19 protein-coding genes are annotated in these 22,895 nt (G+C 70.1%); 8 read left to right on the top strand and 11 right to left on the bottom strand.

From position 1 onward, the window contains the following. Window positions 1-11 precede the first annotated feature (11 nt). Together G6N31_RS20135 and G6N31_RS20140 are read left to right on the top strand one after the other, a co-directional pair. A complete protein-coding gene (locus tag G6N31_RS20135) occupies window positions 12-779 on the top strand; it encodes a class I SAM-dependent methyltransferase (RefSeq protein ID WP_098000348.1) in 768 nt (255 codons plus the stop codon). A 54-nt stretch (window positions 780-833) separates the two neighbouring features. Next, window positions 834-2,312: an aldehyde dehydrogenase gene (locus tag G6N31_RS20140; RefSeq protein WP_098000346.1), complete on the top strand. Its 1,479-nt coding sequence runs from the start codon at window positions 834-836 to the stop codon at window positions 2,310-2,312. A gap of 84 nt (window positions 2,313-2,396) precedes the next feature. Here the strand turns inward: G6N31_RS20140 and G6N31_RS20145 are convergent, their stop codons facing one another. From G6N31_RS20145 to G6N31_RS20155, 3 genes are read right to left on the bottom strand one after another with little or no spacing between them, the layout of a single operon-like run. Next, the gene (locus G6N31_RS20145) at window positions 2,397-4,232 is read right to left on the bottom strand and encodes an acyl-CoA dehydrogenase (RefSeq protein WP_098000344.1); all 1,836 of its coding nucleotides are present in this window, start codon (window positions 4,230-4,232) and stop codon (window positions 2,397-2,399) included. Window positions 4,233-4,241: 9 nt separating this feature from the next. Further along, window positions 4,242-4,772 (bottom strand): dihydrofolate reductase family protein, encoded by a 531-nt coding sequence (locus G6N31_RS20150; RefSeq protein ID WP_098000342.1) that lies wholly within the window; start codon window positions 4,770-4,772, stop codon window positions 4,242-4,244. A gap of 1 nt (window position 4,773) precedes the next feature. Then, window positions 4,774-5,688 carry a helix-turn-helix domain-containing protein gene (locus G6N31_RS20155; RefSeq protein WP_098000340.1) on the bottom strand — a complete coding sequence of 305 codons (915 nt, stop codon included), beginning with the start codon at window positions 5,686-5,688 and terminating at the stop codon, window positions 4,774-4,776. 364 nt (window positions 5,689-6,052) lie between these two features. On the opposite strand from G6N31_RS20155, the gene G6N31_RS20160 reads away from it, so the two are divergent. Both G6N31_RS20160 and G6N31_RS20165 read left to right on the top strand, forming a co-directional pair. Then, window positions 6,053-6,796 carry a 1-acyl-sn-glycerol-3-phosphate acyltransferase gene (locus tag G6N31_RS20160; RefSeq protein WP_234815130.1) on the top strand — a complete coding sequence of 248 codons (744 nt, stop codon included), beginning with the start codon at window positions 6,053-6,055 and terminating at the stop codon, window positions 6,794-6,796. 45 nt (window positions 6,797-6,841) lie between these two features. Continuing rightward, a complete protein-coding gene (locus tag G6N31_RS20165; RefSeq protein WP_098000336.1) occupies window positions 6,842-8,113 on the top strand; it encodes an alpha/beta hydrolase in 1,272 nt (423 codons plus the stop codon). Here G6N31_RS20165 and G6N31_RS20170 read toward each other — a convergent pair. The 3 genes from G6N31_RS20170 to G6N31_RS20180 all read right to left on the bottom strand — a co-directional run bounded on the left by G6N31_RS20170 (window position 8,099) and on the right by G6N31_RS20180 (window position 11,747). Beyond that, a complete protein-coding gene (locus G6N31_RS20170) occupies window positions 8,099-8,623 on the bottom strand; it encodes a TetR/AcrR family transcriptional regulator (protein ID WP_098000334.1) in 525 nt (174 codons plus the stop codon). The two genes, G6N31_RS20165 and G6N31_RS20170, sit on opposite strands and share 15 nt — an antisense overlap. Before the next feature lie 454 nt (window positions 8,624-9,077). After that, complete coding sequence (locus G6N31_RS20175) at window positions 9,078-10,496, bottom strand: WS/DGAT/MGAT family O-acyltransferase (RefSeq protein ID WP_098000332.1); 1,419 nt, start codon at window positions 10,494-10,496, stop codon at window positions 9,078-9,080. 27 nt (window positions 10,497-10,523) lie between these two features. Then, window positions 10,524-11,747, bottom strand: coding sequence for an alpha/beta hydrolase (locus G6N31_RS20180; RefSeq protein ID WP_098000329.1), 1,224 nt, complete (start codon window positions 11,745-11,747; stop codon window positions 10,524-10,526). Between the two features lie 148 nt (window positions 11,748-11,895). On the opposite strand from G6N31_RS20180, the gene G6N31_RS20185 reads away from it, so the two are divergent. Further along, window positions 11,896-14,058, top strand: coding sequence for an acyl-CoA dehydrogenase family protein (locus G6N31_RS20185; RefSeq protein WP_098000614.1), 2,163 nt, complete (start codon window positions 11,896-11,898; stop codon window positions 14,056-14,058). 44 nt (window positions 14,059-14,102) lie between these two features. Continuing rightward, on the top strand, window positions 14,103-15,008 hold the full coding sequence (locus tag G6N31_RS20190; protein WP_098000327.1) for an alpha/beta hydrolase: 906 nt from the start codon (window positions 14,103-14,105) through the stop codon (window positions 15,006-15,008). 19 nt (window positions 15,009-15,027) lie between these two features. Here the strand turns inward: G6N31_RS20190 and G6N31_RS20195 are convergent, their stop codons facing one another. From G6N31_RS20195 to G6N31_RS20205, 3 genes are read right to left on the bottom strand one after another with little or no spacing between them, the layout of a single operon-like run. After that, on the bottom strand, window positions 15,028-16,308 hold the full coding sequence (locus G6N31_RS20195; RefSeq protein ID WP_098000325.1) for an amidohydrolase family protein: 1,281 nt from the start codon (window positions 16,306-16,308) through the stop codon (window positions 15,028-15,030). Next, complete coding sequence (locus tag G6N31_RS20200) at window positions 16,302-17,411, bottom strand: CoA transferase (RefSeq protein ID WP_163722275.1); 1,110 nt, start codon at window positions 17,409-17,411, stop codon at window positions 16,302-16,304. Before G6N31_RS20200 ends, G6N31_RS20195 begins: the two co-directional genes overlap by 7 nt. 35 nt (window positions 17,412-17,446) lie before the next feature. Beyond that, complete coding sequence (locus G6N31_RS20205; protein ID WP_098000324.1) at window positions 17,447-18,481, bottom strand: MaoC family dehydratase; 1,035 nt, start codon at window positions 18,479-18,481, stop codon at window positions 17,447-17,449. Window positions 18,482-18,589: 108 nt separating this feature from the next. On the opposite strand from G6N31_RS20205, the gene G6N31_RS20210 reads away from it, so the two are divergent. Both G6N31_RS20210 and G6N31_RS20215 read left to right on the top strand, forming a co-directional pair. Further along, entirely contained in the window at window positions 18,590-19,720 is a 1,131-nt protein-coding gene (locus G6N31_RS20210) for an acyl-CoA dehydrogenase family protein (RefSeq protein WP_098000610.1), read from the top strand. After that, a complete protein-coding gene (locus G6N31_RS20215) occupies window positions 19,720-20,448 on the top strand; it encodes a GntR family transcriptional regulator (protein WP_098000322.1) in 729 nt (242 codons plus the stop codon). Before G6N31_RS20210 ends, G6N31_RS20215 begins: the two co-directional genes overlap by 1 nt. Window positions 20,449-20,483: 35 nt before the next feature. Here G6N31_RS20215 and G6N31_RS20220 read toward each other — a convergent pair whose 3' ends face one another. Together G6N31_RS20220 and fadD4 are read right to left on the bottom strand one after the other, a co-directional pair. Continuing rightward, on the bottom strand, window positions 20,484-21,371 hold the full coding sequence (locus G6N31_RS20220; protein WP_098000320.1) for an enoyl-CoA hydratase/isomerase family protein: 888 nt from the start codon (window positions 21,369-21,371) through the stop codon (window positions 20,484-20,486). Beyond that, the gene (gene fadD4, locus G6N31_RS20225) at window positions 21,368-22,888 is read right to left on the bottom strand and encodes a fatty-acid--CoA ligase FadD4 (RefSeq protein ID WP_098000317.1); all 1,521 of its coding nucleotides are present in this window, start codon (window positions 22,886-22,888) and stop codon (window positions 21,368-21,370) included. The genes G6N31_RS20220 and fadD4 overlap by 4 nt, the downstream gene beginning before the upstream one ends. Window positions 22,889-22,895 lie beyond the last annotated feature (7 nt).

The following is a 22,895-nucleotide window of genomic DNA, read 5'->3' on the forward strand; positions in this document are numbered from 1 at the left end:
AGGGTGACCGGATGCTCGCTACCGAACTGTTCGCGCAGCGGGCGACGCTGGCGCGCTCGGTGCGGCTGCTGGCCGCGTTCCGCTTCGAGCAGACCGACCCCGACCTGTTCTACGGCGCACTGGCCGCCGACACGGTCGCACTGGTCTCCGACCTGTGGCGGGCCACCGCCGGCACCGCGCTGTCGGGCCGGACAGTGGTGGACGTCGGCGGTGGGCCAGGCTACTTCGCGACGGCGTTCGCCGAGGCCGGGGTGCGCTACGTCGGGGTGGAGCCCGACCCGGCCGAAATGCACGCCGCGGCCCCGCGGACCCACGACCGTGCCGGTGTATTCGTCCGGGCGTCGGGAACGGCGCTGCCGTTCGCCGACGCCAGCGTCGACGTGTGTCTGTCGTCCAACGTCGCCGAGCATGTCGCCGAACCGTGGCGGCTCGGCGACGAGATGCTGCGCGTCACCCGGCCCGGCGGGCTGGTTGTGCTGTCCTACACCGTCTGGCTGGGCCCGTTCGGGGGCCACGAGACGGGGGTCGCGCACTACCTGGGCGGACGGCGGGCCGCCGACCGCTACGCCCGCCGACACGGTCACCGACCCAAGAACGACTACGGGTCGTCGTTGTTCGCGGTGTCGGCTGCCGACGGCCTGCGCTGGGCGCGCGGCACCGGCGCGCTGGTCGCCGCCTTCCCCCGCTACCACCCGCGATGGGCCTGGGGACTGACCCGGGTGCCGGGCATACGGGAATTCCTGGTGAGCAATCTGGTGCTGGTGTTGCAGCCGTCTTGACGGCCGTCTTGCAACAGGTTCTCGTTTCGCCGTTCGCTCGGTAGTGTGACGTGCATGACGCAAAGCACTGCCTACAAGACCGACTGGGACAAGCTGTTCATCGGCGGCAAGTGGGTCGAGCCGGCCACCTCCGACGTCATCGAGGTGCACTCCCCCGCCACCGGTGAACTCGTCGGGAAGGTGCCGCTGGCGTCGGCCGCCGACGTCGATGCCGCCTGCGCGGCGGCCCGCGAGGCGTTCGACAACGGGCCGTGGCCGCAGATGACCCCGCAGCAGCGCGCCGAGGTGCTGGGCCGCGCGGTCAAGATCATGGAGGAGCGGGCCGACGAGCTGAAGTTCCTGCTGGCCGCCGAGACGGGCCAGCCGCCGACCATCGTCGACATGATGCAGTACGGCGCGGCGATGTCGTCGTTCCAGTTCTACGCCGGTGCCGCGGACACGTTCACCTGGCAGGACATCCGCGACGGTGTGTACGGGCAGACGCTGGTGGTGCGCGAGCCGGTCGGCGTGGTCGGCGCGGTCACCGCGTGGAACGTGCCGTTCTTCCTGGCGGCCAACAAGCTGGGCCCGGCGCTGCTGGCCGGCTGCACCGTCGTCCTCAAGCCTGCGGCGGAGACGCCGCTGTCGGTGTTCGCGATGGCCGAGATGTTCGCCGAGGCCGGCCTGCCCGAGGGCGTGCTGTCGATCGTGCCGGGCGGCGCGGAAACCGGGCAGGCGCTGACCGCCAACCCGAACCTCGACAAGTACACGTTCACCGGCTCGTCGGGTGTCGGCAAGGAGATCGCCAAGATCGCCGCCGACCACCTCAAGCCGTGCACGCTCGAGCTCGGCGGCAAGTCCGCCGCGATCATCCTCGATGACGCCGACCTGGACTCCACGCTGCCGATGCTGGTCTTCTCCGGGCTGATGAACTCCGGGCAGGCGTGTGTCGGGCAGACCCGCATTCTGGCGCCGCGGTCACGCTACGACGAGGTCGTCGAAAAACTCTCGGCGGCCGTGGCCGGGATGCTGCCCGGCCTGCCGGACGACCCGGCTGCCATGATCGGCCCGCTGATCAGCGAGAAGCAGCGCGACCGCGTCGAGGGCTACATCAAGAAGGGCATCGAGGAGGGCGCGCGCGTCGTCACCGGCGGCGGCCGGCCCGAGGGCCTGGACAGCGGTTGGTTCGTCCAGCCGACGGTCTTCGCCGACGTCGACAACTCGATGACCATCGCGCAGGAGGAGATCTTCGGCCCGGTGCTGGCGGTGATCCCCTACACCGACGAGGACGACGCCGTGCGCATCGCCAACGACTCGGTCTACGGGCTGGCCGGTTCGGTGTACACCACCGACAACGACCGGGCGCTGAAGATCGCGCGGCGCATCCGCACGGGCACCTACGCGGTGAACATGTACGCGTTCGACCCCTGCGCACCGTTCGGCGGGTTCAAGAACTCGGGCATCGGCCGGGAGAACGGCTGGGAGGGCATCGAGGCCTACTGCGAGCCCAAGAGCATCCTGCTGCCGTTCGGGTACACCCCGCCGGCGTCGTAAGGCTTTCACCGCGACTGCACGGTTTCTGACGAGGATTCGCCTCAATACCGTCAGAAACCGTGCATTCGGCGGCGCGCCGAAGAGCTAGAAACCCGCCTCGGCCAGGTCCATGGCGGTCAGGTCGACGGCCTCGAGGATCGCCCGCTGCGCCGAGAGCATCGGCAGCATGTTCTTGGCGAAGAAGCGCGCGGTGGCGACCTTGCCGGTGTAGTACGCCCGGTCACCGTCGCCGATGTCGCCGTCGAGGGCGGCCAGCGCGACCTCGGCCTGGTGCAGCAGCAGCCAGCCCAGCAGCGCGTCGCCGACCGCGAGCAGCAACGGCACCGACTGCAGGCCCAGCCGGTAGAGCTCGCTGGGCTTCTGCTGCGACTCCACCAGGAACGACGTCATCGTCGCGACCATGGCCTGCACGTCGTCGACGGCGGTCGCGAGCAGCTTGCGCTCGCCGGCCAGCTCCGGTCGCGCCGATGCGTCGTCGAGGAACTTCTTGATCTGGGTGACCACGTGCAGCAGCGCGCCGCCGCGGTCGCGGGCGATCTTGCGGAAGAAGAAGTCCTGGGCCTGGATGGCGGTGGTGCCCTCGTAGAGCGAGTCGATCTTGGCGTCGCGGATGTACTGCTCGATCGGGTAGTCCTGCAGGAAGCCCGAACCGCCGAACGTCTGCAGCGACTCGGTCAGACACTGGTAGGCGCGCTCGGACCCCACGCCTTTGACGATCGGCAACAGCAGATCGTTGACGCGCTCGGCCATCGACGCATCGGCACCCGACACGACCGAGGCCACCGCGTGGTCCTGATGCGCGGCGGTGTAGAGGTACAGCGCCCGCAGTCCCTCGGCGTAGGCCTTCTGGGTCAGCAACGCCCGTCGCACGTCGGGGTGGTGGATGATCGTCACCCGGGGCGCGGTCTTGTCGGTCATCTGCGTCATGTCCGCACCCTGGACCCGGGTCCTGGCGTACTCCAGCGCATTCAGGTAGCCCGTCGACAGCGTCGCGATCGCCTTGGTACCCACCATCATTCGCGCATACTCGATGACACGGAACATCTGGGCGATGCCGTCGTGGGTGTCGTTGACCAGCCAGCCCACCGCCGGCACCCCGTGCTGGCCGAACGTCAGCTCGCAGGTCGACGAGACCTTCAGGCCCATCTTGTGCTCGAGGCCGGTGACGAAGACGCCGTTGCGCTCGCCGATGTCACCGGTCTGCGGGTCGAAATGGAACTTGGGCACCATGAACAGGCTCAGGCCCTTGGTGCCGGGCCCGGCGCCCTCGGGACGGGCCAGCACCACGTGCATGATGTTCTCGTACAGGTCGTCGGCGTCGCCGTTGGTGATGAACCGCTTCACGCCGTCGAGGTGCCAGGTGCCGTCGGGTTGCTGTACGGCTTTGGTGCGGCCGGCGCCGACATCGGACCCGGCGTCGGGTTCGGTGAGCACCATGGTTGCGCCCCAGTTGCGCTCGACCATCAGCTTGGCCCAATGTCGTTGCTGCTCATTGCCGATGCCGAAGAGGATGTCGGCCATCTTCGGTCCGGCCGAATAGATGAACGCCGCGGGCTGCGCACCGAGCACGAACTCGTTGATCGCCCATTCGACGACGGCCGGCGCGGGCACGCCGCCGATCTCCTCGGCCATCCCGACCCGAAACCACTCACCGCTGTACCAGGCGCGGTAGGACTTCTTGAACGGTTCGGGGATGGTGACCGCGTGGGTGGTCGGGTCGAACGTCGGCGGATTGCGGTCGGACTCGGCGAACGCCTCGGCCACCGGTCCCTCGGCCAGCCGCGCCGCCTCGTCGAGCATCTGGCGCACCGACTCCGCGTCGAGGTCGCCGAACTCGCCGGTGGCCAGGACCTTCTCCAGCGCCAGGGTTTCGAACAGGTTGAACTCCAGGTCGCGGATGTTGCTCTTGTAGTGACCCATGGGGTCAGACTACGACTCAGGGGCGCGGCACCACCGGGCGATGACGAAGTCGCCGTTGACCGCCGACTCGGCCAGCCGCCATTCCGAGCGCATCGGCAGCAGCCGTGCTCCCCCGCCCAGCGAGCACGGCGCGTACGCGACGACCATCTCGTCGACCAGACCGGCGGCGACGAACTGCGCCGCCACCTGCCCGCCACCGACGACCCAGACGTTGCCGGTGCCCGCCGCGGCGGCCAGTTCCGGGTACAGCGCCTCGGCGGAACCGGCGAACGGGCGCACCGGGTGCCCGTCGGCGACGAGGTCCGGACGATGCGTCATCACCCACGACGGTTGGCTGTACATCCACTCCCCCGGGTGGTTGGCGGCGATCCACTCGTAGGTCGTGGCGCCCATCACCAACGCGCCCACCCCCGCGACGAACGGTTCGATCGCGAACGGCCCGTCGTCGGAGATGGCGCGCGAGGTCAGCCACTCCAGGCTGTCGTTGCCGTCGACGATGTAACCGTCCAGGCTCGCGGCGGTGTAGTAGACACAGGCCATCTCAGCTCCTCATCCAGTCCAGCGGGTCCCCACGGCGGGTGTCCACACCGTGGCCGGCCAACATCGCGCGGGCGAGCTCACGCCGGTGCGCGGAGTAGGTCAACACGTGGGCGACGATGCCGTACAGCTGGAACGACTCCGGCGGGTCACACAGCGCGTCGATCACGGTGTCACCGAGCCGGCCCGCTGCCGCGTGGTCTGAAATCATTGCCCGCCAACGCTTTCCGATATCGTCGTGGTGGGCTGCCAGCTCGGCGGCGCTGACCAGTTCGGGTTGCGTCGCGGCTCGTGCCGGGAAGTCCTCCCCGGCGATCGTCGCCAGCCAGACCTGTTTGGTCCACACGATCGCACCGAGCACCGCGCCGACGCTCGGTTCGGCACCGTCCCAGTCGAGCACCGTCTGACCGGGCCGCACCTCGGCCACCCACTGCTGCGCGCTCAGTTCGGCGGCGCGCTCGAGCAGATGGGCGGTGTCGTCGACGTCGTGGGTGACCATCAGGTCGGCGACATCGGGTACCGCGATGCCGCGTTCGTCGTCCAGCCACAGCGACTGCGGCGGGTGGAAGTGCAATCCGTTGGGCGCGGGCAGGCGGAACGGCACCTCCCCGGCCCGCGACGGTGGCCGTCCGTACATGCGGCGGAACGCGCGAGAGAACACCTCGGCCGAGGACCAGCCTTCGGCGGCGGCGACCGCCGCGACCGCCTCCCCGCGCTGCAGCCGCCACGCGGCGCGTTCGAGCATGATGCGCCGCCGCAGTGCGGCCGGGGGCTCTCCGGTCAGCCGGCGGACCTCGCGAGAGAAGTGGAACTCCGAGGCGTAGCTGCTGCGCGCCATGTCGCCGACGTCGTGGTTGGTGGCATCGGTGACCGCGTCGAGGAGTTCGCGGAGCCGATCACGGCGGGACGGGTCACTCACGGAAGGTGAGTATCGTCGGCCGCGGCCGCGCAGCACATGACATTTCCTGCTGTTGTCCCGGCGTCCCTACAGCTATGGCGGAATCCCCCGACCAGGTCCCGCCATAGCCATACGAAAACCTAGGTGACGGACCGCGGGCGCGGGGGCGTTTCGGCAAGGATTCCACCCGACGCCCGGCTTGACGGCGGGCCCGCCGGTCGTGGAAGGTCACGTGATGCTGCTCATAGCAGTTTTTGCTGACCGTGAGCAGCGGGTAACCTGGGAAAACTAGAACACGTTCCAATCCTGCGAGGGGGTCGCCGTGAGCGACGACGTCAAGCCGTCCGAGATCACCAAGTGGGACCCCGAGCTCACCGAGCGGGTGATGGGAGTGCTGCGGCCCTTCCTCAAGGGGTACCACCGCGCGGAGGTGCGTGGTCTCGAGGACTTCCCGGCCGGTGGCGCGCTGGTGGTGGCCAATCACTCCGGCGGCCTGTTCGCGATGGATGTGCCGGTGTTCGCCAGCGGCTTCTACGAGAAGTTCGGCTACGACCGGCCCGTCTACACGCTCAGCCACGACATGCTGATGGTGGGCCCGACCGGAAAGTTCTTCAAGAAGGCGGGGTTCATCCCGGCCAGCCACGAGAACGCCGACGAGGCGTTGCGCTCCGGCGGTGTGGTGGTGGTCTTCCCCGGCGGCGACTACGACGTCTACCGGCCCACGCTGAGCGCGAACAAGATCGACTTCGGCGGCCGCACCGGATACGTGCGTGCAGCGCTGAACAACGGTGTTCCGATCGTGCCGACGGTCGGCATCGGCGGACAGGAAAGCCAACTGTTCCTGACCCGCGGCACCGAGATCGCCAAGGCGCTCGGACCGGTGGCGCGGGCTTTCCGCACCAAGATCCTGCCGGTGTCGTTCGGCTTCCCGTTCGGCCTGTCGGCGGTGGTGCCGGTCAACCTGCCGCTGCCGACCAAGATCACCATGCAGGCGCTGCCGCCGATCGACATCGTCGCCGAGTTCGGTGAGGATCCCGACGTCGACGAGGTCGACGCGCACGTCCGGCGGGTGATGCAGCGCGCCCTCGACGACCTGGCGCGCGAGCGTCGGCTGCCGGTGCTGGGCTAGGCACGGCAAAGATCGCACGGAAGGATCTGCACGATCGCGTTCAGACTGCGTAAACCCCGGCCATTGCTGCGCGCCGGTGTCGAACTGCTCAATGCCGCCAACGGCGTGCGCCCGTTGGCCCGCGAGGGCTACCTGACGATCCCGGTGTTCGCGTTCGGGTGGCCGACGTCGGAGATGTCGCCGCTGTACCTGGCCGGGTCGATGCTCGACGCGGCCCGTCGCGGCCTGCGCGGCGACTTCCGCGGCGGCCGAGGACGATTGGCGTTGCTGCTCAACGCCGTCACCTGGGCGCTGCTGTACCTGATCCACCACCGCAACGTGTCGTCGCAGCCGCATTTCGAGGATCCGCTCCGCGAGGCGCTCGGCCCCGAGTACCCGGCGATCTCCGAGGCGGCCCGGGCAGACCGCAGACGCCTCGTCGGCGTGTGGCCTCACGACTTGATCCGCCGGCGCTACGTCGAGAAGGCCGGCACCGTGCGCTACGGGCCGCACCCGTCGGTCAACCACGCCGACATCTGGCGCCGGGCCGACCTGCCCCGGGACGGGAAAGCACCGGTGCTGCTGCAGATTCCGGGCGGCGCATGGGCGATCGGTATGCGTCGGCCACAGGCCTACCCGTTGCTGAGCCACCTGGCCGAGCACGGCTGGGTGTGCGTGTCGATCGACTACCGGGTCAGCCCCCGGCATTCGTGGCCCGACCACATCGTCGACGTCAAGCGGGCGCTGGCCTGGATCAAGGAGAACATCGCCGACTACGGCGGCGATCCCGACTTCGTCGCGGTCTCCGGCGGATCCGCCGGCGGGCATCTGACCTCGCTGGTCGCGCTGACCGCCGACGATCCGCAGTATCAGCCCGGGTTCGAGGACGCCGACACCTCGGTTGTGGCGGCGGTGCCGGTCTACGGTCGCTACGACTGGGTATCGGCCCGCGGCAGCGGACGCCGCGAGTTCATCGCGTTCCTGCAGCGCTTGGTGGTCAAGAAGCCGATCACCAGCAACCGGCAGATCTACGCCGACGCGTCGCCGCTGTACCGGGTGCGCCCCGACGCTCCGCCGTTCTTCATCCTGCACGGTCAGGACGACTCGATCATCCCGGTGCCCGAGGGCCGCGAGTTCGCCGAGGCCCTGCAGGAGGTCTCGACCGGACCGGTGGTGTACGCCGAGATCCCGCACGCGCAGCACGCGTTCGACTTCTATTACGGCTCCCCGCGTGCGCACTACACCGCGCAGGCGATCGAGGAGTTCCTGTCCTGGGTGCAGGGGTTGCGCCAGGCGGCTCGGCACGAGAGCGCACAGCGGAACTCAGCGGCTCGCTGACCGCCCGAGGATCGCGGCGACACGGGCGACCCAGCTGTCGTCGACGGACCCGGTGCGCGCAAGCTCGGCGATGTAGCTGCCGACGATCATGTCGATCATCGTGTCGCCGTCGGCGTCATCGCAGCCCAGCGCCTCGACGGCCTGGGCGCGGTGGGCCCCGAGGATGGCCCGGAACGCGTCGCTGAAGTCCGGATCCTCGTCGGTCAGCAGCGCCGCGAATCCGCCGGCGCCGATACCGTGGGTGATCACGTCGACCGACTGCGCGATCGCCCAGCGCATGCGTTCTTCGGCATCGGCGCCCGCCGGGACGGACGGGCGCACGACCAGCCCCGCCAGCGCCGCGGTCAGCAGCGCGCGCCGGTTGGGGTGGCGCCGGTACAGCGTGGTCTTCGCGATGCCGGTCGCCTCGGTGACGGCCTGCATGGTCACCGCGCGGGGTCCGCGGGCGCGCAGCAGTTCCAGCGCTGCGGCGTGGATCCGCTCGTCGATCGCGTCGCGTGCTGCGGCCATCGAAGCCCTCCTCACGGCCACGGGAACAACCCCGGCACCGCTGACGCTACACTAGGCGTAGCGCTACGCTACGTGTAGCGTTTTGTCAGGAGGTTGTCGTGCAGAGATTGCTGAAGAGCACCCCGTGGCCGGTGCTCGCGTATGTGTTGACGTTGGTCGGATTCGTCTTCCTCGGTTTGTTCGTCGCGTCGCTGGCCTACGGCGCCGCGTTCGCCCCGGCCCTGGGATCGGCGATGGCCGCCGCGTGGGCGTCGGCCGTCGGTTGTGTGTGGTTGCGCCGGCGTCAGATCGCGGTGGCCGACCCGCAGAGCGACATCGTGTTGGGCCTGGACCCGATCCGCGGCGACCAGGACCGGCGCGCCTTCGCGCGCTATCTGCAGCGGTACCGCCACCAGGGTGACACCGAGGGTACGGCCGCGGCGGCCCGGCGGGTGCGCACGGACGAGCCAGCCGACTATGGGGCCATAGCGGTTTCCACGACCGTCAGCTCCGTGGAAAGTCCTGCGGCGGCGCGGATTTCGCGGAAGGCATCGACCATCGCGTCGGTCAGCTCGTGCGGGTCCTCGAGGGTCTTGCCGTCCGAGAGCACCGAGATGTTGAGCTGGTCGACATAACTCCACACCGTGATGTTGAGTCCGCTGCCCGCGGTGAGCGGGCCGACCGAGTAGATCTCGGTGACCAGCGCACCACCGACGCGGGCCCGTTCCCGGGGTCCGGGCACGTTGGAGATCGGCAGGTTCATCACCTTGTTCTGGCCGTCGCGGCTGGACAACCACCGGAACAGCGCTTCGGCGGGCGCCTGCGGCAGGTACGCCGACCAGCGGCTGACCAGTTCCGGGCCGATCAGGTTGTTGCTCTCCTTGCCCGCCGCGGCGGCGTCGTGGGCGGCGCGCACCCGCTCGAGCGGGTCCTCGACGTCGACGGGCAGGCTGACCAGCACGCCGGTGAAGTAGTTGCCGGAGATGCGGTCGGGTGAGAAATCGAAGCTGACCGGAACCGAGGCCAGCAGCGGATGGTCGGCGTGACCGTCGTGGCGCAGCAGCAGGGTGCGCAACGCGCCGGCCGACATCGACAGCACCATGTCGTTGATCGTCACGCCGAGCTTCTTGCCGGTCTGCTTCACATCGGCCAAAGCCAAAGTGGCCGTGGCGAATTTGCGCGTCGAGTCGAGCATGTGGTTCATGAACGACGGCGGCGGGGTGAACGGTCGGGTCAGCTCCGGCGACAGCTTGTGCGGGCTCTGCCGCACCCGGCGCACCCCCTGGGCGGTGTAGGCCATGGTGGACGGGATCTTGCCGATCTGGCGCAGGTGGTCGACGAATGCGGTCCGGACCAGCTCGCCTTTGGACGGCGGCGGCTCGGTGACGTAGGAGTCGCGGTCACCATCGGGTCCGGCCTGCAGGTCCATCCCGCGGGCCAGCAGGTTCGCCGAGGCGACACCGTCGGCCAGGGCGTGGTGGATCTTGCCGAGCACGGCGATGCGCCCGTTGGCCAGACCCTCGATCAGGTACATCTCCCACAGCGGCCGGCTGCGGTCCAGCGGCGTGCTGGCGATCCGGCCGACCGCCTCGTCGAGTTGGCGTCGACCGCCCGGAGCCTCGACGCGATAGGGGCGGACGTGGTACTCCAAGTCGACTTCGGCGTTCTCCCGCCACATCGGATGGTGGAACTTGAACGGAATGTCGACCAGTTCCCAGCGGAACGGATCGAGCTTGTAGAGCCGGCTGTGGATGACCTTGCGCAGCTCCTCGACACCGAAGGTGGCCCCACCGAGGTCGTCGAGTTCGACGACCGCCAGTTTCAACGTGTGCATGTGCACGTTCGGCGTTTCGCTGTACAGCAGCACAGCGTCCCAGCCGCGGAGCCTCTTCACGCCAACACCTCCTGCTCGGGGAGGCGTCTATATAACCTCTTTGTTACCGACGAGGCTGTAGTTTCGGTGAATGTGGTTGAGGAACAAGCCGATTGCGGTCGACATGGCGCCGGTGCGGGCACCGTCGGTCATGTCGAAGCCGTGCCCGGCGCCGGGTAGCTCGACGTAACCGACCACCGAGCGGGACACGTCGCGCATTCGTTCGACGAAGCTGCGTGCCTGCGCGACGGGGATCACGCTGTCTCCGGTGCCGTGCACCACCAGGAACGGCGGGGCGTCCGGATGCACCTGGGCGATCGGCGAGGCCTTGCGGAACACGTCGGGATGCTTGTCGATGGACCGCTTGACCACGACGCGCTCGAGGAAATCGACGAAGCGCACCCGCTCGACGGTGGACTTGTCCTCCCAGTCGTACCGGCCGTAGATCCCGACGACGGCGTCGACCGACGTGTCGGAACCCTCGGGCAGCTCGTCCTGGAATTCGGGATCGTTGGCGGTCAACCCGGCCAGCGCGGCCAGATGCCCGCCGGCCGAGGTTCCGGCCACCGCAACGAAGTTACGGTCGCCACCGAAGCGGTCCACATTGGCCCGCGCCCAGGCGATCGCCGTCTTGACGTCGGCGATGTGGGCAGGCCAGCGGTGGTGCGGCGAGACGCGGTAGTCGATGGACAGGCACACCCAGCCCTGCTGCGCCAGATGCGACATCAACGCGTAGCCCTGCAGCATCCGGCTGCCGTGCACCCATGCCCCACCGGGAACGAAGATCATCACCGGCGCGGGATGGGCGGGCAGGTCGTCGCGCCGCCACACATCGAGCAGCTGGGAGGGCCGCGGGCCGTACCGCACCGAGGTCTTGTGCACGTGGCGGCGGTGGTCACGCATCCGCCACAGCGGCGGGGTGCGCTCGGCAGCCGGCCACTCGATCTCCAGATCCTTCGGGTTGACGATGCTGCGCAGAGCCGCCTGGGTGACGGAGTTGGTGCAGTCACGCTGGGACTGCTTGAGTTTCGGATCGCCGGGGGTCAGCAGCGACTTCGTCGTCGCGTTGACGAAGTCGGGAGCGTGCCGCGCCCCCCAGATCGCCGCCGCAGCGAGCGCGCCGAGCGGCTCGAGATGTTTGCCAATCACGGGCAACGAGGCGGATGCGACGCTGGCAGCCAGCATGAAGTCCGACGGGCCGGCCTTCCGCAGCCATTGCAGGCGGGTTGTCAAAGTAGGGCCGGGGTACCGGACATCCGGTCGTTCCGTCATGGCGCTTACCGTACCCCCGGAATCAGATCCCAAACGGACAATCTGGACGAAGTTGTCTACTCATTTTTCGGCTGTAGTCAATTTGTGATGCCAGTCACATCTGACGCTCTCCGGTCTTGCGGTGCGCGGCGTCGGTAGGTTCAGCGGCGTGAACAAGTCTGCGCTTGCGATCACCGACGACCATCTGGCCCTCGCCGACGCCGCGGCCGGCCAGCTCGACCGCCTCGACGCCCTGGGCAAGGCCCGTGCGACCCTCGCGGACAGGGAAGCTCATCCACCCGAAATCTGGTCGGCAGCAACGGAACTGGGCTGGCTCGGGCTGGCGGTCGGCGAGGAGCACGGCGGTTCCGGCTTCGGCCTGTCCGAGTTGGCGGTGGTGGCCGAATGCCAGGCCCGCCGGTTGTGTCCCGGTCCGTTCCTGCCCACCGCGGTCGCCGCCGTGGTCCTCGACCGATGCGCGGACGGCGACCTCCGCGGCGCCCTGCTTCCGGGGCTGACCAGCGGGGAAACCATCGCCGGCGTCGGCCCGGCCGGCACGGTGACCGCCGGCGACGACCTGCAGGTCACCGGCGTCGACGAGGCGGTTCTGGGCGCGCCGGACGCCGACATCCTGGTCCTGCTCGCCGGCGACGACGTGGCGGTCGTGGACCGCCACGCCGACGGGGTGTCGGTGACCCCGCTGAATTCCCTGGACACCACCCGCACGCTGGGCCGGGTCGAACTCTCCGGCGTCGCGCTGCCCGCCGACCGCGTGTTGCGCGGGGCGGCCCGGCGCGCCCGGGTGGTGTTCCGGATCCTGGCCGCCGCCGAGGCCGTCGGCGTCGCATGGGCCACGCTGGACATGGCGGTCGGCTACGCCAAGGTCCGCGAGCAGTTCGGCCGCACCATCGGCACTTTCCAGGCGGTCAAACACCACGCTGCCAACATGCTGGTCGCTGCCGAGACCGCCACCGCCGCGATCTGGGACGCGGCGCGCTCCGACGACCTGGACGAGGCCGAGTTCGCCGCCGCGGTCGCCGCGCTGCTGGCCTCGCGCGCCGCAATCTTCAACGTGCAGAACAACATCCAGCTGCACGGTGGTATCGGCTTCACCTGGGAGCATGACGCGCACCTGTACTTGCGGCGCGGTCGGACGCTGGCGGCGCTGCTGGCCGCCGGCGCCGACCCGGCCTTCGACATCGTCGACCTGCAGCGCGCCGGACAGGCACACGGGGCGTCGTTCTCGCTGCCCCCGGAGGCCGACGAGTACCGCAGCCAGGCGCGCGAGGCGGCACAGCGGATTGCCGGGCTGCCGGCCGAGCGGCAACGCGACGCGCTGGTCGAGTCGGGGTACTTCGTCCCGCACTGGCCGCGACCCTGGGGCCGTGGCGCCGACGTCCTCGAGCAGTTGGTGATCGAAGAAGAGTTCTCCGACATCCCCCGCGCCGACATGGGCATCACCGGCTGGGTCGCCCTGACCATCGCCCAGGCCGGTACCGACGAGCAGCGCGAGCGGTGGGTGGAGCCGGTGCTGCGCGGCGAGGTGATGTGGTGCCAGTTGTTCTCTGAACCCGGCGCGGGTTCGGACGCGGCTGCGGTGCGCACGGCGGCCAAGAAGGTCGACGGGGGCTGGCGAGTCACCGGGCAGAAGGTGTGGACCAGCCTGGCGCACATGTGCCAGTGGGGGCTGGCGACGGTGCGCACCGACTTCGACGCGCCCAAGCACGCCGGCGTGACGATGATGGCGATCGACATGTCCGCCGACGGCGTCACCGTCAACCCGCTGCGCGGCATCACCGGTGACTCCCACTTCAACGAGGTGTTCTTCGACGACGTGTTCGTGCCGGACTCCGACGTCGTCGGCGACGTGAACAAGGGCTGGCTGGTCGCGCGCGCGACGCTGGGCAACGAGCGCGTGTCGATCGGCGGCGGGTCCGGCGCACCGACCGCCGTCGCCCCGGCCGACCTGGTGGGGTTGCTCGATCGCGCGCCCGATGGCGACACGCAGGTGCGGCGCGCCGCCGAGGTGCTCGCCGAGCTGCACACGCTGAAGCTGTTGAACCTGCGTCGCGCCACCCGGGCCATCTCGGGGGCCGAACCCGGGCCGGAGGGCAACGTCACCAAGCTGCTGGTCGCCGAGTCGGGTCAGCGGCTGACCGAGCTGGCGCTCGACCTGACCGGCGTTGCCGCGGTCACCGGAGCGAACGAGCACCTGACGCTGGCCTACCTGGGCAACCGGGCGATGACGATCGCCGGCGGCACCTCCGAGATCACCCGCAACACCATCGCCGAGCGCATCCTCGGCCTGCCGCGCGACCCGCTGCTGAAGTGACCGACATGTCCCCGGCGCCACGACGCCGTCCGCATACTGGGCGGGTGCCGAAAGTGGAGTTTCACCCCGAGCTGCGCCGCAGTGCGCGCCTGCTGCCCAAACAGATGATCAACCCGACGACGCTGCCGTTCGTGCGGGCGGCGAGCCGGTTGATGTGGCGTAACGCCCGCGACGCCGCCGAGGCCCTGACCCTGTCCTCCGGGGTCGAGGTGCGCCTGCACCGGCCGGCGCGCGCGACCGGAACCGGTCCCGCGCTGCTGTGGATCCACGGCGGTGGCTACGTCATCGGCGATGCCGCCCAGGATGACGTGCTGTGCCGGCGGTTCGCCGACGAACTCGGCGCGACCGTGGTCGCAGTCAACTACCGGTTGGCACCCGAACACCCGTATCCGACTCCGCTGGAGGACTGCTACACCGCGCTGCGCTGGATGCGGGCGCTGCCCGCCGTCGACCCCGCGCGGGTGGCGATCGGGGGCGCGAGCGCCGGCGGCGGGCTCGCGGCCGCGCTGGCGCTGCTGGCCCGAGATCGCGGCGAGATCGACGTCGCCGCACAGCTTCTCGTCTACCCGATGCTCGACGACCGCACGGTGGAGCGCACGGATCTCGACCATCCGGGCCATCGGCTGTGGAACCAGTCCAGCAACAAATTCGGCTGGTCGGCCTACCTCAAGGACGCCGACCGCGATGTAGCGGTCCCGGCCCGCCGCACCGACCTGGCCGGGCTGCCGCCGGCATGGATCGGCGTCGGAACGCTGGACCTCTTTCACGACGAGGACGTGGCCTACGCGCAGCGGCTGCGCGACGCGAGCGTGCGCTGCGAGGTGATGATCGTCGACGGCGCGTTCCACGGCTTCGACGGCATCGCCCCGAAGGCGTCGGTGTCGCGGAAGTTCTTCGCCAGCCAGTGCGCGCTGCTGCGCGACGTGTTCGCCGCTCCCGCGGCGGCGTGATCCGGTCGGTCTCGCGCGGTCAGTCCCGCCGGTAGACCACCTCACCGGCGATGACCGTCGCCGCGACCATCCCGGCGTCGAGTTCGGCCAGCGTTTCGTCCGGCGGCGTGGACAGCAGGCACAGGTCCGCGGCCGCGCCGACGGTCACGGTGCGCGGGACGGCGGGGCGCTGCGGCTCCCCGGTGAACAGGGTCAGCGCGTCGGCCGGCGAGATTCGTTCGGCCGCACCGAGAACGGCGCCCGACGGAGTACGCCGATAGACCGCCGCCCGCATCGCCGCCCACGGGTCCGGCCGGCCGAACGGCGCATCGGTGGACAGGGCCACCGCGACACCGGCGCGCCGCAGTGACGCCACCCGCCACAGCTCATGGTGCTCGGCTTCGGGCACATCGGTCAGGTACTCGTCGCCGCGCTCGGCCACGAAGTTGGGCTGGGTGACGACGGTCGCGCCGCCGGCCGCCAGCAGAGCCATGCTGCCATCGGGGACGACGGCGGCATGCTCGATCCGGTCGAACCGGTGGCGACCCGCGCAGCGCAGCGCCTCCAACGCCACGACCAGCTGCGCTGCCGTCACGCAGTGCAGCGCCACCGGTATGTCCCCGGCGTGGCGTTCGGCGATCCAGCCGGTGAGCTCGTCGAGGTCGAGGGCGTCGTCGTGCAGGATGCGTTTCCCCGGCGCCAGCACCCACAGGCTCTGACGCAGCTCGCCGACCAGCCCGGCGTCGTCGAGATCCGGTGTGGCATCGGTGATTCCGGTGACACCGAACGAGCTGAGCAACTCCCCGAACGCCGTCACATCCAGCTGCGCGCGCTGCAGCGCAGCCGACCAGCGCGGGTCGGCGCTGGACAGCACCCCGTCGGGGTGACCGGCCAGGCCCAACCGGGCCAGGCCCGCCGAGTTCACGAACCACTGCACGCCGCTGCGGTGCTGGATTCGCACCGGGACAGTCGGACACAGGGCGTCGAGGACGGACCGATCCAACGGTCCCGCGGCGGCCTCGTGGTAGCCGACGGCACGCACCCAGCCGTCGCGGTCGGGCGCACGGGTGACCAGCACCCGCCCCAGGTGGCCGGCGTCGGCGACATCCTCGGGACCGACCCGCACCGACGCCGCCGCCGCGGCCGCCGCCCGCACATGCAGGTGGTGATCATGCAGTCCCGGGATCACCGTGCCGCCCGCGGCGTCGTGGACGAGTTCGCCAGGCAACGGCGGTATCTCGGCGGCCATCGCCACGATCCGCCGGTCCGCGCGGATGTCGGTGCGCGTGCCGTCGAGCAGGGTGGCGCGGGTGATCAGCACGCCCCGGCCAACCGCCGCGCGACGATCCGATCCACGGCGTCGTTGTCGGCTCCGAGTTCCGCAGCGGTTCGCGAAACGCTGGGAGCCACAGCGGGTTCGACGCCGCCGGCCCGGGCCAGTGGCGCGTACCCGGCGGCCACCGCCGCCATCGCGATGTCGACCAACTCCCCACCCCCGCGCCGGCGGGACGTCAGCACCGCGTGCGCGGCGTGCAACCCGGTCAGCGGGTCGGCGATCGCGTCGCCGCAGAACTGTGGCGCATCGGCGGCACCGCAGGTCAATCCGCCGGCCACGGCGGCGTCGTCACCGAAGGCCACCCAGTCCGCGCGGGGTCCGTCGACGCCGTGCCCGGTGATGCGCAGCCACACCCGGCCGGGGCGCGCCGGCACCTGGTGCGGTCCCAACCCGCGACGCACCAGCGCCTGCGGCCGGGAGGACTCGATGACGATGTCGGCGGCGGCCAACAGTGCGCGCAGACCGGCGGGATGCGCGAAATCTGCGCAATAGGACAGCTTTCCGCCGTTGACCCAGTCGAAGAAGGACCGCGGGCCGGCGCGGGTGCCGTCGGGCCGGGACACGCTCTCCACCTTGACCACCGTGGCTCCGGCGCCGGCCAGCAGCGACGCGCACAGCGGGCCCGCCCACATCGACGACAGATCGACGATCAACGTGTCGGCCGGCGGCCCGGCCCCGGGCTCCCCCAGCCGTGTCACCACCGGCGGGCCCGGCTCGGCTTCCCCGTGCACCCCGACCGGCAGCCCGAGCAACCGGGCGCGCTGCGCGAACGCCACCACGCCGGTCTCGCGGACCCGCCGCGCCACCGCGCCCCACGGGTCCTCGACGGAGTCGGCGTCGACGAGCGCCGGCACTGTGTCGACGTCGTCGGGACGCGACAGCGTCAGCGCGCACCACCCGTCGGGCCCGCGCAGCATCCGCGTCGCACCGCCGGCCGAGATGCGACCCGGGCCCGGCAAGTCCAGCAGCGCCGCCCGCCCGGTCAGCAGGACACGGGCGTCGACGTCGGATCCGCCCATCGCGGCGACTTCCCGCGCGGTGGCGCGCGCGCGTTCCACCACGGCGCCGGGGACGGTCAGTGCGGTCACGGATCCATTGTGTCCATTGTGTCCGAACGCGGTGTTCAGAACATCAGCGCGGTGAACCGCCAGTCCAGCACCTGCCGGTCGGCGGCCCCGTCACCGGCGCCACCCTCGGCCACTGCGAACACGACCGAACGCAGGTGCAACACCCCGCCGCGACCCGGGGCCGACGGCTCGGCGCGTTCGACGGTCAGCTCGCTGTAGAGCGTGTCCTGCTCGTGGACCGGGCCGGTGTGATCACATGACTGCCAACCCAGCACCGTCACCAGATTGGGCAGCAGCCGGCAGGCCTGCGCCAACGCCAGACCGATGGTGTGCCCGCCGTAGACCAGGCGCTGCCCGGCGACCCGCGAATCATGGTGGGTGGCAGCGATGTTCATCGACAACCGGGCCAACTCGGGCGCACTGCTCACCACGTCGGCGGTGCTGTGCCCCACCGCGCCGGCCAACGCCGGATCGAAATGCGGGCCGGCCACCCGCGCGCGGTAGGCCTCGGCATCCCAGTCGGCGGTCGGGTCGGGAGCGGGCCCGAGGTCGGCACCGACCGCCGCGAGGTCGTCGTCGTGGCCGGTGTCGACGCCGTCGGAGCGCAGCGGCAGCATCGCGCACCGGTAGAAGTCGAGCACCAACCGCCCGACACCGTCGATGGTCGTCATCCGCAACGCGGCCAGCCCGGTCGGCGCCCGGCCGGGCTTCGCGGAGTTCTGCTTGAGTCCGACCACCTCGGTACGGGTGAACAGCGTGTCCCCGAGGATCGGGAAGCGGTAGAAGCGCAGCCCGCGGTAGAACAGGTTGGCCTTGACCCGCTGGGTGACCAGCGTGGACTGCCCGATCGCGACGTCGCAGACCAATCCGGGGTGGGCCAGCGCGGCGGTGGCGCCGGTGACGCCGGCCGACAGCTCGGCGTCGAGCGGGAGACGCAGCCGATCCCCGAGGATGGCCTGGTGGGCTGCCGCGACGCCCGGCGTCAGCGTCATCGAGGGGGCCGAGTCGAACACCTGCCCGACGTGCAGGTCCTCGAAGAACGGTCCGTCGGCGAATTGGCCGTACAAAGTCACAGCTGGCCATGCTGGCATCGCGTTCTGCAGAGTGTCAACGGCGCGGGCCAAATGGCCGTACCTTTACCGAGACCACCGAGGCAGTGAGGAGGCGCCGTGACCGACGGGTGCACCGACGAAGAGACGATGCTGATCCAGACCGTGCGGACGTTCGTCGACCGCGACGTCCGGCCGACGGTCCGCGAGGTCGAACACGCCAACACCTACCCAGAGGCGTGGATCGACCAGATGAAGCGCATCGGCATCTACGGACTTGCGGTCCCGGAGGAGTTCGGCGGCACGCCGGTGTCGACACGCTGCTATGTGCTGGTCACCCAGGAGCTGGCCCGGGGCTGGATGAGCCTGGCCGGCGCGATGGGCGGGCACACCGTGGTGGCCAAACTGCTCGATCTGTTCGGCACCGACGAGCAGAAGCGGCACTACCTGCCCCGGCTCGCGACCGGTGAGATCCGCGCGACCATGGCGCTGACCGAGCCGGGCGGCGGGTCGGACCTGCAGAACATGACGACGACCGCGCTGCCGTCCGGCGGCGGCGGGCTGGCCATCAACGGCGCGAAGACATGGATCAGCAACGCCCGCCGCTCCGGTCTGATCGCGCTGCTGTGCAAGACCGATCCCTCCGCCACGCCGCGCCACCGCGGCATCTCGGTGGTCCTGGTAGAGCAGGGCATGACCGGGATGTCGGTGTCGCGGGATCTGCCCAAGCTCGGGTACAAGGGCGTCGAGAGCTGCGAGCTGATCTTCGAGGACTGCCGGGTGCCCGAGTCGGCGATCCTGGGCGGCGAACCGGGTCGGGGCTTCGCCCAGATGATGAAGGGCCTCGAGACCGGCCGCATCCAGGTCGCGTCGCGCGCACTCGGGGTGGCCACCGCCGCCCTCGACGATGCGCTGCGCTACGCGCAGGAGCGGGAAAGCTTCGGCCAACCGATCTGGAAGCATCAGGCGGTCGGGCACTACCTGGCCGACATGGCCACCAAACTGACCGCAGCGCGCCAGCTCACGCTCTACGCGGCGGATCGCTACGACAGCGGACAGCGGGCCGACATGGAGGCCGGCATGGCCAAGCTGTTCGCCTCCGAGGTCGCGATGGAGATCGCGCTGAACGCCGTGCGCATCCACGGCGGCTACGGCTACTCCACCGAGTACGACGTCGAGCGCTATTTCCGCGACGCGCCGCTGATGATCGTCGGCGAGGGCACCAACGAGATCCAGCGCAACGTCATCGCCGCCCAACTCGTCGCCAGGGGCGGCATCTGATGAAGCCCGAGCCCGCATACCAGGTGCTGCGGGACCGGCTTCGCGACCAGATCACCCGCGGCCGCTACGCCGACGGCGCGCGGCTGCCCACCGAGTCCGAACTCGTGGCGCGCCACGGGATTTCGCGTCAGACCGTACGGCGCGCGTTCCAGGACCTGGTCGCCGAGGGTTTCGTCTACCGGATCCCCGGCCGGGGCAGTTACGCCAGCGAGAGGGGTCGGCGCTACCTCCGCCAGCTCGGGTCGGTCGAGGACCTGATGAGCCTGTCCGACGACACCACGATGGACGTGCTCGACGGCCTGCGCCGCCGGGTGGACGTCGACGCCGCCAGTCGGCTGCGACTCGACGACGACGTGGTCTACACGGTCGTCCTGCGCCGGCTGCATGACGGAATCCCGTTCGGCTACACGGTGATCCATCTTCCACCCGCGGTCGGCGTCTCGCTGCTGGGCTGCGCTGGGCTACGCACCGGCGCCACCAGTACGCACACCGTGATCTCGCTGGTCGAACCACATCTCGACACCCCGATCGCCGAAGCCGCGCAGTCGATCACGGTGGCCCGCGCCGATCCGGCCACCGCCGACGCGGTCGACACCACGCCGGGGCACCCGATGCTGCGGGTGGACCGGCTCTACGCCGACGAACGAGGGCGTGCGGTCGAGCTGGCGGTCAGCCATTTCCTGCCCGAGCAGTACACCTACCGCGTCACGTTGCGCCGTTCTAGCTGAGCGATTTCGGCGTGATTGTCGACGCTGAGCGACGATTAGCACGCCGAAATCGCGTCGACGAGGCCCCAGCGCAGCGCGGTGCCGGCATCGATCGACTGTCCGGAGAGCACGAGATACGCCGTGCGCCAACGGCCGATCCGGCGGGTGATGCTGACGGTGCCGCCCGCGCCGGGGATCAGTCCCAGCGCGAGCTCCGGCAGCCCCAGTACCGCGTCGGGATGGCAGGTCACCCAGCCGCAGAACGCCGCCATCTCCAGCCCGCTGCCCTGCACCTGACCATGGATCTCGGCGCGGCAGGCCCGGCCCAGCCGTGCGGTGATCTCGGCGAGCACGAGCGCGGGGCTGTGGCGGGTGCGGGCCAGGTGCGCGCTCGCCGGGTCGGCGAAGCTACCGAACTCGGCGAGGTCCCCGCCGCTGCAGAACGACGGGCCGTTCCCGTCGAGCACCACCTCACGCACCGACGGATCGACCCGGGCGACCTCGAGGGCATCGAGCAGTGCGGCCCGGGCGTCGGTGGAGAACGCGTTGTGGCGCTGCGGACGGTTGAATGTGATCCGCAGGCGGTCGTCGGTGCGCTGGGCCAGCACAGGTTCCACCGCGGCGGGCACCTGGGCCGGCCCGCGGTCGGCCAGCCACCGCGCGAACTCGGCGCCGGACTGCAGCGTCGAGTAGGCCAGCGATTCGGTGATGATGCCGGCGAACGCCGGCGCCGACGGGGCGAGGGCGCGCAGCACGTCGTCGCAGACCGCGGCGGACTGCGGCCAGTGCGCCACCCGCGCCGCGATGTCGGTGACCGCCGCATCGACCGAACCCACGGTGACGACGCGCCGGTCGTCGGACGGCTCCTCGGTCAGCGAGAACGTCGCATCCTCGGCGCTCTCGGCCACCACGAGGGCACCGTCGTCGACGCGCAGGTGTTTCACGAGTACTTCTTTATCAGCTCCTGCTTGTAGAGCTTGCCGGTGTCGGTGCGCGGCAGCTGCGCCTCGAACGAGATCGACCGCGGGCACTTGTAGTGCGCCAGCCGATCCCGCACCCAGCCGAGGAGTTCGTCGGCGAAATCCGCGGTGGCGTCGGCCGGATCGACGGTCTGCACGACCGCCGTGACCCGCTGCCCCATCTCGTCGTCGGGTACCCCGAACACCGCGGCGTCCATCACCTTCGGGTGGGTGACCAGTAGGTTCTCGGCTTCCTGCGGGTAGATGTTCACTCCGCCGGAGATGATCATGTGGTGCCGGCGGTCGGTCAGGTAGAGGTAGCCCTCCTCGTCGACGTAGCCGATGTCGCCGACGGTCTTCCAGCCGTGGTGGTGCCGCGACGACTCGGTCTTGGCCGGGTCGTTGAGGTACTCGAAGTCATAGCCGCCCTCGAAGTAGATCTCGCCGGCCTGGCCGGGCGGCACCTCGTTGCCGTCCTCGTCGCAGATGTGCAGCGTGCCGGTCAGCGGGCGGCCGACCGAACCCGGGTGGGTGAGCCACTCCTCGGCGGTGATCAACGTCGACCCGTGCGCCTCCGAGGACGCGTAGTACTCGTCGACGATCGGGCCCCACCAGTCGATCATCTGCTTCTTGATCTCGACCGGACACGGGGCGGCGGCATGCATCACCCGCTCGAGGCTGGACACGTCGTAGGAGGTGCGGACACCCTCGGGCAGCTTGAGCATGCGGGTGAACATGACCGGAACGAACTGCCCGTGCGTCACCTTGTGTTTGGCGATGGCGTCCAGCGTGCCCTCGGCGTCGAACTTCTCCATGACCACCGTGGTGATGCCGCCGGCCTGGGTCTGCATCGACCACACCGACGGCGCCGTGTGGTACAGCGGTGCGGGGCTGAGGTACACGGCATCGGGATGCATCCAGAACGACACCAGCGCGGCCATCATGCCGGGTGACTCCGACGGCGGTACGTGCGGGAGCTCGCGCTTGATGCCCTTGGGACGGCCGGTGGTACCCGACGAGTACTGCAGCAGGTCGCCCTCGATCTCGTCGGCGATCGGGGTGTCGGGCTTATCGGCGACGCACTGCGGATAGCTCAGCCAGCCCTCCAGAGTGCCGCCGGCGATCACCAGAAGTCCCGGCAGGCCGTTGGGCAGCTCGTCGGCCAGGCCGGCCAGCGTGTCGCTGAGCTTGGCCGATCCGACGATCGCCTTGGCGCTGCTGTTGTCGATGATGTACGCCGCTTCGGCGGCGGTCAGGTGGGTGTTGATCGGGACGTAGTAGAGGCCGGCGCGGCGCGCGGCCCACATCACGGCGTGGATGTGCTCGTTGTTCTCCATCAGGATCGCGACGGCGTCGCCCTCGACCAGTCCGGCGTCGCGGAACAGATGCGCCAGCCGGTTCGCCCGGGCCTCGAGTTCGCCGAAGGTCACGACCGTCCCGGACGGATACATGATGATGGCGGGCTTGTCGGGCGTGGCAACGGCGGTGTCGCGGATCTGCATGGCCCGA

It is taken from the genome of Mycolicibacterium duvalii (assembly GCF_010726645.1).
In the GTDB taxonomy this organism is placed as follows: domain Bacteria; phylum Actinomycetota; class Actinomycetes; order Mycobacteriales; family Mycobacteriaceae; genus Mycobacterium; species Mycobacterium duvalii.

What these genes read in the sequence shown, in the direction of transcription:
- G6N31_RS20135 (WP_098000348.1), top strand. Translation starts at nt 12, where the DNA reads ATGCTCGCTACCGAACTGTTCGCGCAGCGGGCGACGCTGGCGCGCTCG.
- G6N31_RS20140 (WP_098000346.1), top strand. Translation starts at nt 834, where the DNA reads ATGACGCAAAGCACTGCCTACAAGACCGACTGGGACAAGCTGTTCATC.
- G6N31_RS20145 (WP_098000344.1), bottom strand. Translation starts at nt 4,232, where the DNA reads ATGGGTCACTACAAGAGCAACATCCGCGACCTGGAGTTCAACCTGTTC.
- G6N31_RS20150 (WP_098000342.1), bottom strand. Translation starts at nt 4,772, where the DNA reads ATGGCCTGTGTCTACTACACCGCCGCGAGCCTGGACGGTTACATCGTC.
- G6N31_RS20160 (WP_234815130.1), top strand. Translation starts at nt 6,053, where the DNA reads ATGGGAGTGCTGCGGCCCTTCCTCAAGGGGTACCACCGCGCGGAGGTG.
- G6N31_RS20170 (WP_098000334.1), bottom strand. Translation starts at nt 8,623, where the DNA reads ATGGCCGCAGCACGCGACGCGATCGACGAGCGGATCCACGCCGCAGCG.
- G6N31_RS20180 (WP_098000329.1), bottom strand. Translation starts at nt 11,747, where the DNA reads ATGACGGAACGACCGGATGTCCGGTACCCCGGCCCTACTTTGACAACC.
- G6N31_RS20205 (WP_098000324.1), bottom strand. Translation starts at nt 18,481, where the DNA reads ATGCCAGCATGGCCAGCTGTGACTTTGTACGGCCAATTCGCCGACGGA.
- G6N31_RS20210 (WP_098000610.1), top strand. Translation starts at nt 18,590, where the DNA reads ATGCTGATCCAGACCGTGCGGACGTTCGTCGACCGCGACGTCCGGCCG.
- G6N31_RS20215 (WP_098000322.1), top strand. Translation starts at nt 19,720, where the DNA reads ATGAAGCCCGAGCCCGCATACCAGGTGCTGCGGGACCGGCTTCGCGAC.
- fadD4 (WP_098000317.1), bottom strand. Translation starts at nt 22,888, where the DNA reads ATGCAGATCCGCGACACCGCCGTTGCCACGCCCGACAAGCCCGCCATC.